Consider the following 17087-nt stretch of genomic DNA (forward strand, 5'->3'; position numbering starts at 1 on the left):
GTGGCTTTTTATTTGTTTACAAATTTACTCTTTTCTTTACGTTCCACGTGAAACGCAATAGAAAATTTTACATAAATTCAGCTAGATATAACCACCTTTCTGATTTTTGGTCTATTTGTTCCTGTATCGTTTTTATCTCTTCTGATACTGCTGATAGTTTGATATGATCTGTCAGTTGATTTAGTTCTCCCGTTTTCGCTTTTAGCAGTAATTCTAGATTTTCTATTTCTGATTCGAGTTTGTTATATTCAAGCTGTTCCTTATAGGAGAGTTTTTTCTTTTCTTCTTTTACCTGAGGTTTTGCAATTTCCTGAATAGTCTTTTTTTGCTTTTCCTTTTCTAATTTTTGAAGTTCTTCTTGCACTATTTTGAAGTCTGCGTAGTTGCCGTTGTAAATACGGATCTTACCTTCACCCTCAAAAATGAAAAGTTGATCTGTCAACTTATCCAATAAATATCTGTCGTGAGAGACCAATATAAGTACGCCATTATAGTTATCAAGGAATTCTTCTAATACATTTAGTGTATCAATGTCCAAGTCGTTAGAAGGTTCATCCAGTATAAGAAAATTAGGGTTCTTCATTAACACGCGCATAAGCTGGAGGCGTTTCCGCTCTCCACCGCTAAGCTTGTTTACAAAACCAAACTGCTTTTCAGGGGGGAATAGAAAGTGCGTGAGCAATTGGGATGCTGTAATTACTTCTCCATTTGCCATCTCGATATATTCCGCAATGTTTTTCACAACATCAAGTACACGGTCGTTTTCGCTTACTTCAAGCCCGCCTTGTTTATAGTATCCATATACCGTTGTATCTCCTATTGCGATCGTCCCGCTGTCCGGATTTTCTTCTTTTGTAATCAGATTTAGAAAAGTCGATTTACCCGTTCCGTTTCTACCCGCTAGCCCTATACGGTCTCCTTTTTTGAATATGTAAGAAAAATCAGTTATAATTTCTTTTGCTCCATAATGCTTAGCGATATGTTCCAGTTCAAGAATTTTTGATCCCTGCCTGCTTACCTTTACGCTCAACTGTACAGAGTCATTTCCTTTAATTGATTTCGATTTTTCTTCTAGATCATAAAAAGCCTCTATACGAGATTTTGATTTGGTTCCTCGTGCCTGAGGTTGCCGACGCATCCATTCTAACTCTTTACGAAGTAAATTTCTACTCTTCTCAACCATGACGGCATCAATTGCTTCACGGTCTGATTTTTTCTCCAAAAAGTAGGCATAGTTACCTTTGTAAATAAAAAGGTTTCCCCTATCCAGTTCTCGAATTTCCGTACAGATATTGTCAAGAAAGTATCGGTCGTGAGTGACTAAAAGTACTGTTTTATTCCCGGTAGTGAGTAACTTTTCGAGCCATTCGATGGTCTCAATATCCAGGTGGTTGGTTGGCTCATCAAGAATATATACGTCTGGTTCGTCAATCAATAGTTTAGCCAAAGCTAATCTTTTACGTTGACCACCGGATAGACTTTTAATATCTTGTTTAAAATCCATAATGTTTAAACGATTTAAAATCGTCTTTATATTATGTTCATACTCCCAGGCATTCAGTGAACTTATTTTTTCGGTGAGGTCTTCTAATTTTTTTTGATCAATATCACTATTTTCAAGAAGTTCTTCATATTCTCTTATGAGACGCTGCTGGTCGTTGTCGGCACTATAAATAAAATCATTGATCGATTTTAATCCTGTGAAATCAGGATCTTGTTCAAGGAAACCTATTTTTATTCCTTTTTCTTTTACAACTTTTCCCGAAGTTGGTAAGGTACGCTCTGCCAAAATAGAAAGCAACGTTGATTTGCCTGTACCATTTATGCCAACCAAAGCCACCCGCTCCCCTTTTTGGAGTCCGAAGTGTAAGTCTCTAAAAAGCCATCTATCATGGAAGGAATGGCTTACTTGTTCTGTAGCTAAAATACTCACGTTATATCACCCTAAATTAATCTTAGTCGTTTTTATACAATAAAAATCCCTTTCAAGAATCCTTTATTCTTAAAATTTTTATTTAACACATTGAAAATCAATTATATACTATTTTTTTATTCGATTTTCAATTATTTATATAGTGAATCAATAATCTTTTGATTGCTGACTAATTAAATCTTAATGGGGCTTTCTATCATGTTAATGGAGTAAATCAGAAGCTAAGCCGGAAATCCTGTTTAGCGTAATCTCAGTAACAAGTTGATTTAGAATGCACGCAAAAATAAAGAAATAGTTTCTTATTCGATGCGAAAAAAGCTTCGTTGTGTGATAAAACGGCAATAATGATATTACCTTGATAAATTTAATTCAATGCATAATCAGCAATCAGATTGAAGCGTGGTATTTCAACCTGAAAACTACTATTATCCAAAGAACGGATCATGTTGTAATGGCCTTCCATGAAACCAAATTCACTGTTAAGATTACATCCCGAAGTATATTGATGTACCTTGCCCGGTTCAATTATCGGTTGTTCACCTACAACACCTTCACCGGATACTTCCCTATAGTCGCCCTTAGCATCGAATATTTTCCAATAACGACTGATCAATTGAACCGTGTAATCGCTCAAATTTTCTATGCTAATGTGATAAGCAAACATAAAATGTTCACGGTCGGGATTCGAATACTCCGATTGATAGATGGTTTCAACCGAGATTTTTACGCCTTCTGTAATTTGTGTGATCATTTGGATGATGTTTATTGTTGCAACAAATACTTATGCTAAAATACTAATAATGAGTTTAAAATTCGCAAACTTAATCATTTTTAAAGGTTAAATTATGCTAAGTTTAAAATTACTGTAGTCAAGTGATCCTTAAATTAGTAGGTTTGTATATGGCAAAAGGTATATTATATTTAATTCCCGTTCCTTTGAGCGATGACGCAGCATTGCAGTCTTTTACTCCTTATTTGGTAGAGACAATAAATACGCTGGATGAGTATATCGTGGAAAATGAGAAGACGGCAAGAAAGTTTCTGAAGTTAGCAGGACTTAAAATTCCCCAAAATGCATTGAAGATACACGATTATGGGAAACATGCTCGGGACAAAGGAAATATTAATGACTTTTTTGATGGTCTTAAACAAGGTCGAAATGTCGGTTTGATGTCCGAGGCTGGTTGTCCGGGGGTAGCCGATCCTGGCGCTTCTATTGTTGCTCATGCTCATCAGCTTGGAATTAAAGTGGTACCATTGGTTGGTCCCAGCTCCATCTTGCTTGCACTTATGGCTTCGGGATTTAGTGGGCAGAAATTTGCTTTCCACGGTTATTTACCTATCGATAAAAACGAGCGTACAAAAAAGATCAAAGATCTGGAACTGCAATCCATGCGTGAGAAACAAACTCAGATTTTTATTGAAACACCTTTTCGAAACAATCATCTTTTGGAGGATCTTCTCAAAACCTGTAAATCCAGTACGCAACTTTGTGTCGCGTGTAATGTGACTTCGGCAGACGAATCTATAAAAAGTCTGACTGTTGCTGAATGGAAAAAACAGAAAGCGGATTACCATAAAAAACCGACAATATTTTTGCTGTATGTCTAACAAGTTATGTTGAGTTCCTCCCCTACCCTGCTTTAGCTGTTGGGGCAGTTTTAATATGAAATCTCTCTTTAAATAAGGATAAAGCTAGGTGTGGTTTTCTGAGTAATTACTCACATACGTCATTTTCGACTGCAAAATGGAAAATGCTTATTGGAACATAGCAAATTGTTGAGTAGATTTAGGAGGAGTGATGTGTCAATTTTACTAAACATAATGTAGTGAAATTTAATAAATTAGGTTATTTTATATTGTTTTTTTCATTAGTTGTAGGCTTAAAATCTGCTTATGCACAGCAAACTACTTATGTTATTGTACATGGTGCCTGGGGTGGCGCCTGGCAATTTAAAAAGACAGCAAATGAATTGGAGAAAAAAGGTCATAAAGTTTATAGACCCACACTAACAGGGCTAGGTGAACGTTATCACTTAGCAGATACTTCCATTCGTTTACAGACCCATATCAATGATGTTATCAATACGATATTATTTGAAGATTTGCGGGATATTGTACTGGTTGGCCACAGCTATGGTGGAATGGTTATAACCGGAGTTGCGGATAGCCTTCCAGATCGGATAAAAAAGTTGGTATATTTAGATGCCATTCTTCCGGAGGATCAGGAGTCCGTTCTGACTTTGATGGGTAAGGCGGATGGCAACAATGGACTTTTAAAATATGGAAAAGAAGGTTTTATTATCCCATTTTGGGTAAAAGACGATATGAAGTTTCCGCGGGATGTCCCCCACCCTTTGAAGACGATGAGCGATGGAATCAATTTGAATAATCCGGAAAGGGAGAAAATTCCGGCAACTTATATCCTGACCTACGAGGGAGATCAGCCCATGGAAAAAGATGATTTTTTTCAATTTTATGCGAAAGCAAAAAAGAAGCATTTCAAAACTATTGAATTGATCGGTGATCACAACCCGCAAATAAAAAAGCTGAAAGAATTAGTAGATTTGTTATTACAGGAACGATAAATAAGAGTAAGATTTCAATGTCACAAGAAGAATTAATAAAAGAGTTAAGTAGACCTGAAGTATTATACGCGGCGTTAGGCCTCGTTGTTATACGCATTATTATTTGGTTGTTATTTGCGAATACCATTCGTAGGACATTAAACCTGATAGCGGTAGAAAATAGATTGATGACACCCAATCAATCTTGGCTGGTAGCCATTCCTTTAGTCAATATTTATTGGAATTTTCAAGTCGCTTCCCGTTTGAAAGATTCCCTTATCAATGAGTTTTACGACCGCAAGATCGCGGTTGAGGAAAATCCGACCTTTCGGAAAGGATCATTATATGCCTGGATTTATCTGGCGACAAATATTCCGTTGCCGATTCCTATTTCAGGCCTGCTGGTTATCATGCATTTTGTCACCTTGGCTAACTATTGGTTTAATATCAGCGCAAATCGTAGAATTTTGGAAGAACATGATAAATTTCGAGAAAAGGAGGTTATTATAAACGATGAAAATTAAAGCGGTTATTCAACATCTGGAGCATTTGGCTCCATTGGATTTGCAGGAAACTTATGATAATGCCGGATTGATTGTCGGCAATGCAGATCAGGAGATTACCAAAGTATTGATTTCGTTGGATTGTACGGAGGAGGTGGTACAGGAAGCGATCGAAAAGGGATGTAATTTAATTATTTCACATCATCCCATTGTTTTCAAAGGATTAAAAAAATTCAATGGAAAGAACTATGTAGAACGTACGGTCATAAAGGCAATAGAAAATGGCATTGCGCTCTATGCGATACATACCAATCTGGACAATGTCACCGGTGGGGTCAATTCCAAAATAGCTGATAAACTGGGACTGGTTAACCAGGCTATATTGGAATCCAAGCCAAATGTACTGCGCAAAATGGTGGTATTTGTGCCCAGGAGTCATGTAGAAGAAGTCCGGCAAGCCTTGTTTGATGCCGGAGCGGGTCAAATTGGAAAACATTATGATCAATGCAGTTTTAATACTGCCGGTTATGGAAGTTTTAGGCCTTTGGCGGGGGCTGAACCCGCTATTGGCGAAATAGGAACACAGGAACGTGTCGAAGAGACACGCATTGAAGTGATTTATAAACGTTCTATTGAAAGAAAACTTCTTTTGGCTCTCTATGAAGCACATCCTTACGAAGAAGTTGCTTATGATCTTTTCGATTTACAGAATACAGCTGGAGAAATTGGAGCTGGAATGATTGGTAATTTATCCGAGCCCATGGATGAATTGGAATTTTTGGCTTATTTGAAAGAGAATCTCAAGCTAAATGTAATTCGCCATACAGCCCTTCTGGGAAAGAAGGTGAGTAGAGTTGCAGTTTGCGGTGGTGCAGGTGGCTTCCTATTGGGGGCGGCAAAGCGTTCTGGTGCTGATTTTTTTGTCACAGCAGATTATAAATATCATGAGTTTTTTGATGCAGAAGGTGAGATTGTCATAGCAGATACGGGACATTTTGAGAGCGAACAATTTACGCAAGAATTATTGTACGACATTATTACGAAAAAATTTCCTAACTTTGCAACCTTAACAACAGAAATAGATACAAATCCTATAAAATACTACAGTTGATGGAACAAACCGTAGAACAAAAATTGAAAGCATTATGGCTTTTGCAAGCCATACATACTAAAATAGACAAGATTCGCCAGGTTCGTGGTGAATTGCCTATGGAAGTTGCAGATCTTGAAGATGAGATTGCGGGTTTAGAAACTCGTATTGAGAAGATCAGAACAGACTTGGACGATTTAGAAGATTCAATCGTTAAGCGTAAAAACATGATTAAAGATGCCCAGGCTGCTATCAAGAAATATGAGTCGCAGTTAAATGAGGTAAAAAATAATCGTGAATATGACGCTATTTCGAAAGAAATTGAAATCCAAGGTCTTGAGATTCAGGTTTGTGAAAAAAGAATCAAAGAAGCAGAATTCGAGATTCGCAATAAAACAGAAAACTACGATGCTACCGTAGGTAACCTGGAATATAGCAAAAACGAACTTGAGGGTAAAAAGAAAGAATTGGAAACAATTACTTCTGAAACCCAAAAGGAAGAAGATGCGTTATTGGCTAAAGCTGCTGAAGCGGAAGCTAATATAGAAGAGCGTTTGGTAAAAGTTTATTACCGTTTGCGTAATTCTTTCAAAAATGGTTTGGCGGTCGTTTCTATCGATCGTGATAGCTGTTCAGGATGTCACAATAAAATCCCTGCTCAGATGCAATCGGAGATTCGTCAACGTAAAAAAATCATTATCTGCGAACATTGTGGTCGCGTTTTGGTAGACGAAGGTATCGTATTGGAAATTGAACAAGAATACGGTTTCTAATCGTTAATAACAGAATAAAGCCCTGCTTTTTGAGCAGGGCTTTTTTTTTAAGATATTTTTTATGCAACTTTGTTGATATACGAAGTGATTTATTGGACAAAATAGTAGCTTTGTATTGTAATTTTAACCTTTATATTTTTATGAAGTTGGTATGCGAATCGCAGGTACTATAAAACAGTAGTTTTGCATATTAATTTTAACCATTGAAAATTTATGAATAAAACTCATTTTAAGTTTATTGCGGCACTTTTGATCGGTACTTCATTTCTACAGGTCAAAGGGCAAGAGACTTTATTACTCCGAAATCCAAGTATCAGTGCCAGTAATATCGCTTTTGTGTACGGTGGAGATATCTGGTTAGCAGACAAGAATGGTGGAAACCCGAGACGTCTGACCACAAATCCTGGTGTCGAACAAAATCCGATGTTCTCCCCTGATGGGAAGAAAATTGCTTTTACGGGCAATTACGATGGTAACACCGATGTGTATGTCCTTCCTATTGAAGGAGGAGAGCCTCAACGTATTACCTATCATCCTTCTTCAGATGTATTACGTGGCTGGTTGAATAATGATGAAGTATATTATACCACATCACGTGATTTCACCTATGCGCTAAGTCCACGGTTATACAGTTCTAATATTCAGCGACTGGGAATGGATAAGGCTTTATTGATGCCCGAAGCAACGCAAGGCAGCCCTTCCGCAGATGGGCGCTATTGGGCTTATATCAAAAATACCGATCCAACGGAGCGCGATCGCGTGGCGTTCAAACGCTACCGTGGTGGAGGTACACCTACCATTTGGATCTTTGATACAAAAACCAAGGAAATAGAAGCCATTCCACAGGTAAAAAGCAACGATGTCAAACCCCTATGGTTAGGTAACAAGGTATATTTCCTATCAGATCGCGATAAAATAGTCAATATTTTCAGTTATGATACCAAGTCAAAGAAAGTTGAAAAGCTAACTGATTTCAAAGATTATGATGTTCGCTCGCTAAATGGAAATGGCAATGAATTGATTTTTGAATACGCAGGCATTTTGAATACATTAAGCCTGAATAACAATAATAAGATAACTGCCTTACACATTAGTGTAAATACGGATGCCATGTTTAAGCGTCCTTTCTACAAAAATATCAAGGAAGACATTCGCTATGTGGCACTGTCTCCTACCGGTCAACGTGCCCTGTTTGAGTCGCGAGGAGAGATTTTCACTGTACCTAAGGAAAAAGGTGAAGCCCGTAATTTGTCGAATTCTCCGGGCTCACACGAACGTTTTCCAGATTGGTCACCAAATGGAAAATGGGTTTCTTATATCTCGGATAAAAATGGTGCTTACCAGCTAGTTTTAGTGGATCAGTTTGGAAAAGACCAGCCTTTGTATTTCAATCTGGGCGAAACGAATTTTTATTTTGAACCTACCTGGTCTCCGGATTCGAAAAAATTATTTTATAACGATGCCCACCTCAATCTATACTACATTGATATTGCATCGAAGGCTATTGTGAAGGTTGCTGATGATAAACTGAGTGGGCAAACCGGTAGAGTATCCAACCATTTCCAGCCAAGCTGGTCTCCAGACTCAAAATGGATTTCATTTACACGTACTTTAGAAAATGGGGTACCGGCGGTATTTATGTACAATTTGGATTCAAAGAAAACGCAGCAGATTACAGATGGTATGAGTTCTGTTCGTAGCACTGCTTTTTCACAGGATGGTAAATACCTTTTCTTTACAGCAAGTACCAATACCGGATTAACCAATTCCGGTCTGCATATGTCGGCTACGCAACGTAATGTCGATTACGCAGTATATGCTTTTATTCTATCCAGCAAAACCCCTTCTTTCTTTAAGAACGAAAGTGATGAAGAACAGATTCGCGAAGAAAAGGCAGACAAACCTGCAGAAAAAGAGAGCAACAAAACAGCACGCGTAAAAGAGAACGATAAAAAAGCACCGAAAAATGATAAAAAGGAGGAAACTCCGGCAAGCAAGCCTGAAGATAAATCCATTCAGGTAGATTTTGATCGTATCGAGAACCGTATCGTGGCTCTGCCTTTGCCGGTAGGTACCTATTGGAATCTGAATGGCCTGGTTCCAAACCAGCTGACTTACCAACGCGGTGGCACTATCGGTGCTTACGATTTTAAAGATCTGGAAAATAAGACATTGGTTGAAAACGCACGGAGTTTTGTGATTAGTGCCGACGGCAAGAAAATGTTATATCAGACAGGAAATGGTTATAATATCGTGACGGCTGGACAGAAAGTCGCATCTCCGACTGCGGGCGCAATAAAATTGGATGGGATCCAACAGCTGGTAGACCCTGTCGCAGAATGGAAACAGGTCTTCAACGAAGTTTGGGCTATGCAGAAAGACTATTTCTATGTAGAAAACATGCATGGTGCTGACTGGAAAGCGATGAAAGCCAAATATGAAAAATTCCTTCCATTTGTTAATCACCGTTCGGATTTAGGTTATTTACTGAACGAAATGATGGGTGAAATGGTTGTTGGACATAACTATATTTATCCGGGGGATCAACCTTCCACTCCGTCGGTTTCGGTAGGTGTATTGGGTGCTGACTATACAATCAAAAATGGTTATTATCAGATTGGGAAGTTATTTACACGTTTAGAATGGAATCCTTCGTTTAAAGCGCCGCTGGCAGAGCCGGGTTTGAATATCAGAGAAGGGGATTATATCGTTGCTGTAAACGGTATAGAATTAACCGAAGAAAAGGATATCTATAGTTTATTTGATAACACTGTAGGCAAACAGGTAACGTTAAAAATTAATTCCAAACCGTCGCTGGTTGGCGCCCGCGAAGTTGTTGTAAAACCGATTTCTTTTGCGGACGAGATGAGCTTGCGCAGCATGGAATGGGTGGAGCGCAACCGCAAGAAGGTTGATCAGTTAAGTAATGGACAAATAGCTTACGTATACATGCCAAATACCGGACCGGAGGGTTATACCTACTTCAACCGATATTATTTCTCTCAGATGGATAAAAAGGCCCTTCTGATGGACGAAAGAAACAATGGTGGTGGTTGGGTAGCCGATTATGTCATTGATTTGCTATCCCGGGAATTGATTTCCGGCTGGGGCATCCGTGATGGTAGAGGTTTTACGACGCCGGGCAATGGTATTTACGGTCCAAAAGCAATGATCATCAATGAAAATGCGGGTTCGGGCGGTGATATGATGCCTTATATGTTCCGTTTTAAAGGTCTTGGTAAGCTGGTTGGCCGCACAACAATGGGTATTCTGGTCGGTATCAGTGGATATCCGCCGTTGTTGGATGGTGGACGTATTACCTCACCTAACTTTGGCGTATATGATCTGAAAGGAAACTGGATTATAGAAAATGAGGGTGTTGCTCCGGATATCTTTGTTGAGCAATTACCGAAAGATTTGTTAGAGGGACGCGATCCTCAATTGGAAAGAACGGTGAAGATTTTATTGGAAGAAATGAAAACTTATCCTTACAAAAATCTACAGAAACCAGCAGATCCAATACGGGTAAATTAATAAGTCAATATCGATAGAGAAAAGGCTGTATTTATAAAGTCGATTTTGGTAAATCTTTGCAAATTTAAGTTTTGAGCAAATGATTGGTTTACTAAAACGGGCAATTTTCAGATCGAAAATTGCCCGTTTTTCATTCTCAAAAAGTCATCTTGAGCTGGTAGCCAAATTTTTATATCGTACTGTCGACCCCTATCTTACTAAGAAAAGGTTTCCTTTTATATAGTGCTTTTTTATGGTGTTTAAATAAATATTCCTTTGTTTAAAGCAGTTTTAGGGCGTTTGTTGCTTCGTGTTCAGTAGCTAAGATCCGGAAAGCTTGATTGAATTGTGGCTACTTTATAAAGTAACATGCTTTTATTGTTATCTTTAAAGCATATTTAAAATTTATGTACCCCGAGCAAACTACATCCCCATTTCAATCTTTATTGCGTCTGGTCCTGTTGGTCATCGGATTTACCTTTATCTCACAGGTTATCGGTATCCTTATCCTCTTTTTCTACTACAAATTTACAGGACAGGTATTCTCATTGGCCATACTTATGCAAGGTTCTCCAAATGAAATGCGTTTTTTGTTATTGTTGAGTAGTCTGGGCTCATTTGTTGTACCAGCTTATCTGATGAATACCCGCGAGGGGTATGGAATCCGTTATTTTAAGCAGGAATATCAGCCGCGGGCAAAGCAGTTCGCTTATATCTTTTTCGCTATGCTCGCTTTTATGCCACTGATGAGTTTAATCGGACATTGGAATGAATCGTTACAGCTGCCGGACAATATGCGATCCGTACAGGTTTGGATGGAACGTAGTGAGCGGGAATCGGGCGATCTGATAGAGGGGATTATCGTAGAAACAAGTTTTATAGGATTTCTGTTTAACTTGGTTGTTTTGGCTTTGATACCAGCAATAGGCGAAGAGCTATTATTTCGTGGTATCCTTCAAAATATTGTCGGAAGATGGATATCTAATCCCCACGTAGTCATCTGGATTGTAGCTTTTGTTTTTAGTGCCATACATCTGCAGTTTTTTGGCTTTATACCACGGATGTTATTGGGAGCATTTTTTGGTTACCTCTATCTGTGGGGCAAAAATATCTGGTTACCTATTTTCGGCCATTTCGTCAACAATGCAGGGGCTACAATCATGGCATTTTATTATACCAGAAATGGTAAAAGCTATGATGAAATCAATGCATTTGAAGTGCAATCTTGGTGGATATATGTTGTAGGCTTCATTTTTACTGCTATTTTTGTATTCTTATTTTATCTCTCAACACAAAAAGAAAACCATGGAGAACGACTGGAAGAAAATTAAAACATACACAAATGCTATTCAGGCTGAAATAGTAAAACAGATGCTGGAGGAGAACGGTATTCCTACTGTGGTATTGAATAAACAGGATTCTTCTTATCTGTTTGGAAAAATAGAGCTGTATGTGAGTGAAAATTCGGTTGAAACTGCCGAAAGACTGATGGAAGAAGCAGCGGGAGAAAATTAGAATGAAGACAAGAGCGATAACCGGAGCCATTTTTGTAGCTGTCATGGTGGCATCTACCTTATTCGGGCCATATTTATACAGTGTTTTTTTTACGCTGTTGAGTGCATGGTGCCTGTATGAATTTTATGGTATCGTATCATCGGAAGAACGAGCGCCCAATAAGCCACTCGGAATTCTCTTAGCCGTGGCACTATTTGTCCTAGGATCTATGGTAGCTATAGGTGATTTGGCGCCTAAATTCCTATGGCTTATCACACCATTGGTCAGTTTGACCTATATTATTTCACTTTTTCAAAAAAGAAGTTTTCCTTTTAATGATATAGCCTATACATTTTTGGGAATCTGTTATGTGACCTTACCTTTCTTCCTTTTTGCGCAACTGGGCTTTATCAGTGGCGTTTTCAATCATTATATTCCGCTTGGGTTTTTAATATTGCTTTGGACGAATGATACTGGCGCATATCTTGCAGGGCGGAGTTTTGGAAAGCATAAACTGTTTGAGCGGATCTCTCCAAAAAAGACCTGGGAGGGATTCTTTGGGGGCTTTATTTTGGCCGTTGTTGTCGCTATAAATCTTGAAAAATATTTTGGAAGTTTACCCTTGTGGCAATGGATTATCGTGGCCATGATCATTAGTATTGTTGGTACATTGGGAGATCTGGTTGAATCGATGTTAAAGCGGAGCTTACATGTAAAGGATTCGGGTAACATTCTGCCCGGACACGGCGGTTTTCTCGATCGTTTTGATGGCTTGTTATTGGCAGCACCGATGGTTTATGTTTTCTTAATTTTAATCAGTTAAAAGAATTATGAGTCATATTCAGAAATCTACCTTTGATTTTTTGGTAGAATTAAAGGAAAATAATTCAAGGGAGTGGTTTGCGGAGAACCGGGAAAAGTATGAATCTGCACTGGCGGATGTACGGAGTTTTATAACTGACTTGATCGCTGCACTCAGTGAATTTGATCCAAAAATAAATACCTCTATTCAAGCTAATAAATGTTTATTCCGTATCTATAGAGATACACGGTTTTCAAATGACAAAACTCCCTATAAGACTTGGTTCGGAGCCGGAATATCTGTTGACGGAAGAAAGTTGCATGGCCCCGAATATTATATTCATATCGGCGCCGAAAATTCATTTATAGCCTGTGGTTATTGGAGGCCAGAAAAACTGCATCTGGAAGCGATTAGGCAGGAGATTGACTATAACGGTGAACAAATAGCGACAATTCTCAATCGTACATTGGATGATGGAAAAATAACATTGTTTAAAGAAGATCTACTTAAACGTGCTCCCGCCGGTTACGCGGAGGATAACCCTTATATTGATTTTATCAAGCTAAAAAGTTTTGTTCTGGATCAGTCCCTGACGATCAAAGATTTGTCCGACAAAAGTGCATTGGATAATATCATCGCCTCTTACAAAAAGATGTTACCGTTCAAGGAGTTTTTACAAGAGGCGATCGACAGCGAATAGTCTACTGTGGTAGGCTGATTTTACCCATACAGACCGCTGGAGAATCTTTTATATGCGTGACATTGGATTTTTTTCCTGCAAGAGTTTCATTGGCCAATAGGGCAAAAAGAACGGCTTCTTTCGCATCAGGGTCAATACCCAGGGAGGCGAAACTGTCCACCTTGATGTCCGGTAGATTTGCTTTGATGTAGTCAAAAAGCAAAGGATTATGTAACCCGCCGCCACTGATGTATACCGAAACATTGGATAAACCTTTGGCCTGTTTACAGATGCCATCGATCATGGCCTGCGCTGAAAAGCGATTGAGCGTGGCCATGACATCTTCTGCTGATAAACCTAAAGTATCTGAACGCCTTTGAGCCTCATTCAGGTAATCCAGGTTAAATAATTCCGGTCCTGTTGTTTTAGGAAACGCTAGATTTAGAAATTCTTCGGCAAGGAGCTGCTCTAATAACGGGGCATTAACTGTACCTTTTTTTGCAACGATAGCATCTCTGTCCATCTCCTGATCAAAATGAGCTTTCATATACTGGTTCATCATTGTATTTCCCGGCCCTAGATCTGTCGCATAGGCTTCCAGATTATTTTGATGACTTGGTATAAAAGTGAAATTGGAAATACCTCCTATATTCAGTAAAAATCTGTTTTCAGTAGGATGGGAAAAAAGGAGGTAGTCCCCATAGGCTGCCAAAGGTGCGCCCTCTCCTCCTGCGGCAATGTGCTTTTGTCTAAAATCCGATAATGTAATTATTCCCGTATGTATCGCAATATGGTCTCCGTCGCCGATTTGTAGCGTACTATTGGGCCAATTCAGATCTTTCGTTAACGATTGGGGGGCATGGTAGACCGTTTGTCCATGGCTAGCAATACAATCTATCTGATCAGCTGAGATGTTCCAGCTAGCTATTGCTTGATTGATCAGGTTCGCGTGGGTGATACCTACGTATGCATTAAGTCCCGAAAGTAACTGCTGGTCGATGGTCCTTTTGGCGAATATTTCACGGACTTTGGTTCTAAAAATATCTTCATAGTCCATTGTAATAAACTTTTCTAAACTTATCCTGGTGGCCTTTCCCGCGTTTTCAATACGACATAATGCGACATCTAGTCCATCTAAGGAGGTCCCGGACATTAAGCCAATAATAAAACGCTCCTTTTTTAGTGCGATCTGATAAAGTTTTTCGATTTGCGGATTCATAATCTAAAAATAAACACAAAAATGTTATAATGAATATCATTTTTGACAATTGAAGATATTTTGTAACTTCACGGCATTAAAAATCAAAAAATTAGATACAATGAATTTTCCAGCAGAATTGAAATACACCAAAGATCACGAATGGATTCGTGTTGAAGGTGATGAAGCAGTTGTAGGGATTACTGATTTCGCTCAACGTGAATTGGGTGACATCGTTTTTGTTGACATTAATACTGTAGGTGAGGAAGTTGCCGCAAATGAAGTTTTCGGTACGATCGAAGCTGTAAAAACAGTTTCTGATTTGTTTTTACCTGTAGCAGCTACAATTTTATCGGTTAATGATGCAATTGATGCTTCTCCTGAACTGGTGAATTCTGATCCTTACGGTGAAGGCTGGATTGTCCGTGTCAAATTGAATAATGCAGCAGATGTGGATGCATTACTATCTGCAGATCAATACAAAGAAGAAATCAACGCATAATATCAGCGTGATAAAAAAAGACGGGGGTAATTTTTATAATTACCCCCGTCTTTTTTGTTAAAAGCATTTATTTTTATTGATTCGTATTTTTTTACGAAATGACCAATTCACTCGCCGCGGTCGGCATATCGGCCGTAACGAACCTTCAGTCGCTGCCATCTACTGGCATTTTATGACCGTTTTAATCTTTGCTTCGGGCATATCGATATCACTTGTCATCTCCGTTATTTTAGTCAGACAAGTCTTTTTATCCAATACATAGAATCCCTGCATGTTACCTACTTGCTTTGCATCAGATCCAAACATCTTCCCCTCCACATTTACTTTATAGCCTTGCTCATTTACTTCTGCAAGTGTCATTTTGTTTTCGATTAATAGACCCGACTCTTCCGATTCGGCTTTTGAAGTCCATGATTCCCCGATGCCAATGGGGTTCTCTGGTAATACTGTGCTGATATTTTCAAACATGCTCCGATCAAATGGAAGGTTGACCCCCTCGGGCAGTGTAATATTTGAGGATTTTCCCAATTGATCTATAGAGAAGCTGATCTTACTATCTACCAATTTTCCTACTGTAGCATGCATCTGCTTCGAAAATTCATTTGCTTCTGGATTTTTGGAGTCGTAAGTCATTTCCATGGCTTCGCCACTCATTTTCATATTGATACCGGTATATTTAAGTTCAAATAAAAAAGAGTTATCTTTCTTTGTGGTATTTGTAATATCAAATCCCATCGTTAAATCTGTCACAATCTTTTGTCCGCTAGTTTCGATATCCATGGCCATGATAACGTTTTGCGCTACTTTCTTGCCCTCCTCGGGGTTCACCCGAAGGGTATATTTCTTTTGAGCCGATACAGATAGGGCGATCAATGCAAATAAAGCAGTTGAGGCCATTGTTTTCAGTTTTTTCATCTATTGGATTTTTTGTTGTTAATAACAGGACAGGTAAATATAAAAAAAAATCCCTTTTACGTCAGTAAAAGGGATTGTTATTTGATTCAAAAAGAATTCAGTTATTTTTTGATGTAAGATACTTCTTTTACAGCTTTCACTACTTTTTCTACGCTAGGTAACGCAGCTTCGATCAAAGTTGGTGCATAAGGAAGAGGTACATCAGCACAATTCACACGGATTACCGGAGCGTCCAAATAATCAAATGCATTGCGCTGTACATTAAATGCTAGGTCAGTAGAGATAGATGCCAATGGCCAAGCTTCTTCTACGATAACCAGACGGTTTGTTTTCTTTACAGATTCAATAAGCGTAGGGTAATCAATAGGACGTACAGAACGCAAATCGATCAATTCTACACTGATACCTTCTTTTTTAAGTTCTTCAACTGCAGGGATTACAACACGAGGAAGCATTTTACCGAAAGAAACAACAGTAACATCAGTACCTTCCTGAATGATGTTTGCTTTTCCGATTTCTAGGTAGTACTCCTCTTCAGGGACTTCACCTTTATCACCGTACATAACCTCAGATTCCATGAAGATCACCGGATCTGGATCAATGATAGCAGATTTCAATAAACCTTTAGCTTCGTAAGGATTCGAAGGAACAACCACTTTTAATCCTGGAGTATTTGCAAACCAGTTTTCAAAGTTTTGAGAGTGCTGTGCAGCTAGCTGACCTGCATTTCCTGTTGGGCCACGGAAAACCATCGGAATAGAAAACTGCCCACCGCTCATGGAGTGGATTTTTGCAGCAGCATTGATCACCTGGTCAATTGCAACAAGTGAAAAGTTGAATGTCATGAATTCAACAATTGGTTTTAAACCGTTCATTGCTGCACCAACAGCGATACCAGCAAAACCTAGTTCAGCAATAGGTGTATCAATGATACGTTTTGCACCGAATTCATCAAGCATACCTTGGCTTACTTTATAAGCACCGTTATACTCAGCAACTTCTTCACCTAATAAAAATATTTTGTCGTCTTTACGCATTTCTTCGTTCATTGCTTCACGAAGTGCTTCTCTGAATTGTATTTCTCTCATCAGTTGTAAAATAGTATCAATTTTTAGATC

Annotated in this window: 16 protein-coding genes; 11 read left to right on the forward strand and 5 right to left on the reverse strand. The window is 38.7% G+C overall.

Annotated features, from left to right (window positions below; translation table 11 throughout):
* Positions 1-67: 67 nt before the first annotated feature.
* Positions 68-1933 (reverse strand): ABC-F family ATP-binding cassette domain-containing protein, encoded by a 1866-nt coding sequence (locus tag BWD42_RS13470; protein ID WP_077436892.1) that lies wholly within the window; start codon positions 1931-1933, stop codon positions 68-70.
* A gap of 364 nt (positions 1934-2297) precedes the next feature.
* Positions 2298-2684 carry a Co2+/Mg2+ efflux protein ApaG gene (gene apaG, locus BWD42_RS13475; RefSeq protein WP_077436893.1) on the reverse strand — a complete coding sequence of 129 codons (387 nt, stop codon included), beginning with the start codon at positions 2682-2684 and terminating at the stop codon, positions 2298-2300.
* A gap of 149 nt (positions 2685-2833) precedes the next feature.
* Between apaG and BWD42_RS13480 the strand changes: the two genes are divergently transcribed.
* The 10 genes from BWD42_RS13480 (at position 2834) to BWD42_RS13525 (ending at position 13375) form a co-directional block, all read left to right on the forward strand.
* The gene (locus BWD42_RS13480; protein WP_077436894.1) at positions 2834-3544 is read left to right on the forward strand and encodes an SAM-dependent methyltransferase; all 711 of its coding nucleotides are present in this window, start codon (positions 2834-2836) and stop codon (positions 3542-3544) included.
* 218 nt (positions 3545-3762) lie between these two features.
* Positions 3763-4521 (forward strand): alpha/beta hydrolase, encoded by a 759-nt coding sequence (locus BWD42_RS13485; protein WP_077436895.1) that lies wholly within the window; start codon positions 3763-3765, stop codon positions 4519-4521.
* Positions 4522-4538: 17 nt separating this feature from the next.
* On the forward strand, positions 4539-5024 hold the full coding sequence (locus BWD42_RS13490) for a hypothetical protein (RefSeq protein ID WP_077436896.1): 486 nt from the start codon (positions 4539-4541) through the stop codon (positions 5022-5024).
* Positions 5014-6114: a Nif3-like dinuclear metal center hexameric protein gene (locus BWD42_RS13495; protein WP_077436897.1), complete on the forward strand. Its 1101-nt coding sequence runs from the start codon at positions 5014-5016 to the stop codon at positions 6112-6114. Before BWD42_RS13490 ends, BWD42_RS13495 begins: the two co-directional genes overlap by 11 nt.
* Positions 6114-6866 (forward strand): zinc ribbon domain-containing protein, encoded by a 753-nt coding sequence (locus BWD42_RS13500; RefSeq protein WP_077436898.1) that lies wholly within the window; start codon positions 6114-6116, stop codon positions 6864-6866. The genes BWD42_RS13495 and BWD42_RS13500 overlap by 1 nt, the downstream gene beginning before the upstream one ends.
* Before the next feature lie 213 nt (positions 6867-7079).
* On the forward strand, positions 7080-10400 hold the full coding sequence (locus tag BWD42_RS13505) for a S41 family peptidase (RefSeq protein WP_077436899.1): 3321 nt from the start codon (positions 7080-7082) through the stop codon (positions 10398-10400).
* Positions 10401-10786: 386 nt separating this feature from the next.
* Entirely contained in the window at positions 10787-11710 is a 924-nt protein-coding gene (locus BWD42_RS13510; RefSeq protein ID WP_077436900.1) for a CPBP family intramembrane glutamic endopeptidase, read from the forward strand.
* On the forward strand, positions 11685-11894 hold the full coding sequence (locus BWD42_RS13515; RefSeq protein ID WP_077436901.1) for a DUF2007 domain-containing protein: 210 nt from the start codon (positions 11685-11687) through the stop codon (positions 11892-11894). The genes BWD42_RS13510 and BWD42_RS13515 overlap by 26 nt, the downstream gene beginning before the upstream one ends.
* A 1-nt stretch (position 11895) precedes the next feature.
* The gene (locus tag BWD42_RS13520) at positions 11896-12696 is read left to right on the forward strand and encodes a phosphatidate cytidylyltransferase (RefSeq protein WP_077436902.1); all 801 of its coding nucleotides are present in this window, start codon (positions 11896-11898) and stop codon (positions 12694-12696) included.
* 7 nt (positions 12697-12703) lie between these two features.
* Positions 12704-13375 (forward strand): DUF2461 domain-containing protein, encoded by a 672-nt coding sequence (locus tag BWD42_RS13525; protein ID WP_077436903.1) that lies wholly within the window; start codon positions 12704-12706, stop codon positions 13373-13375.
* Between the two features lies 1 nt (position 13376).
* Here BWD42_RS13525 and BWD42_RS13530 read toward each other — a convergent pair whose 3' ends face one another.
* Positions 13377-14573: an anhydro-N-acetylmuramic acid kinase gene (locus BWD42_RS13530; protein WP_077436904.1), complete on the reverse strand. Its 1197-nt coding sequence runs from the start codon at positions 14571-14573 to the stop codon at positions 13377-13379.
* Between the two features lie 100 nt (positions 14574-14673).
* Here BWD42_RS13530 and gcvH point away from each other — a divergent pair, with 100 nt between their 5' ends.
* Positions 14674-15054, forward strand: coding sequence for a glycine cleavage system protein GcvH (gene gcvH / locus BWD42_RS13535; protein WP_077436905.1), 381 nt, complete (start codon positions 14674-14676; stop codon positions 15052-15054).
* Positions 15055-15213: 159 nt separating this feature from the next.
* On the opposite strand, the gene BWD42_RS13540 is transcribed toward gcvH, so the two are convergent.
* Positions 15214-15969, reverse strand: coding sequence for a DUF6263 family protein (locus tag BWD42_RS13540; protein ID WP_077436906.1), 756 nt, complete (start codon positions 15967-15969; stop codon positions 15214-15216).
* 101 nt (positions 15970-16070) lie between these two features.
* Positions 16071-17057 carry a pyruvate dehydrogenase complex E1 component subunit beta gene (locus tag BWD42_RS13545; protein WP_077436907.1) on the reverse strand — a complete coding sequence of 329 codons (987 nt, stop codon included), beginning with the start codon at positions 17055-17057 and terminating at the stop codon, positions 16071-16073.
* Positions 17058-17087: the final 30 nt, after the last annotated feature.

Origin of the sequence: Sphingobacterium sp. CZ-UAM, assembly GCF_002000245.1 — a bacterium.
Lineage (GTDB): Bacteria > Bacteroidota > Bacteroidia > Sphingobacteriales > Sphingobacteriaceae > Sphingobacterium.

Coding starts and splice junctions, on each gene's coding strand:
- apaG (WP_077436893.1), bottom strand. CDS start 2,684: ATGATCACACAAATTACAGAAGGCGTAAAAATCTCGGTTGAAACCATC.
- BWD42_RS13480 (WP_077436894.1), top strand. CDS start 2,834: ATGGCAAAAGGTATATTATATTTAATTCCCGTTCCTTTGAGCGATGAC.
- BWD42_RS13490 (WP_077436896.1), top strand. CDS start 4,539: ATGTCACAAGAAGAATTAATAAAAGAGTTAAGTAGACCTGAAGTATTA.
- BWD42_RS13495 (WP_077436897.1), top strand. CDS start 5,014: ATGAAAATTAAAGCGGTTATTCAACATCTGGAGCATTTGGCTCCATTG.
- BWD42_RS13500 (WP_077436898.1), top strand. CDS start 6,114: ATGGAACAAACCGTAGAACAAAAATTGAAAGCATTATGGCTTTTGCAA.
- BWD42_RS13505 (WP_077436899.1), top strand. CDS start 7,080: ATGAATAAAACTCATTTTAAGTTTATTGCGGCACTTTTGATCGGTACT.
- BWD42_RS13510 (WP_077436900.1), top strand. CDS start 10,787: ATGTACCCCGAGCAAACTACATCCCCATTTCAATCTTTATTGCGTCTG.
- BWD42_RS13515 (WP_077436901.1), top strand. CDS start 11,685: ATGGAGAACGACTGGAAGAAAATTAAAACATACACAAATGCTATTCAG.
- BWD42_RS13520 (WP_077436902.1), top strand. CDS start 11,896: ATGAAGACAAGAGCGATAACCGGAGCCATTTTTGTAGCTGTCATGGTG.
- BWD42_RS13525 (WP_077436903.1), top strand. CDS start 12,704: ATGAGTCATATTCAGAAATCTACCTTTGATTTTTTGGTAGAATTAAAG.
- BWD42_RS13530 (WP_077436904.1), bottom strand. CDS start 14,573: ATGAATCCGCAAATCGAAAAACTTTATCAGATCGCACTAAAAAAGGAG.
- gcvH (WP_077436905.1), top strand. CDS start 14,674: ATGAATTTTCCAGCAGAATTGAAATACACCAAAGATCACGAATGGATT.
- BWD42_RS13540 (WP_077436906.1), bottom strand. CDS start 15,969: ATGAAAAAACTGAAAACAATGGCCTCAACTGCTTTATTTGCATTGATC.
- BWD42_RS13545 (WP_077436907.1), bottom strand. CDS start 17,057: ATGAGAGAAATACAATTCAGAGAAGCACTTCGTGAAGCAATGAACGAA.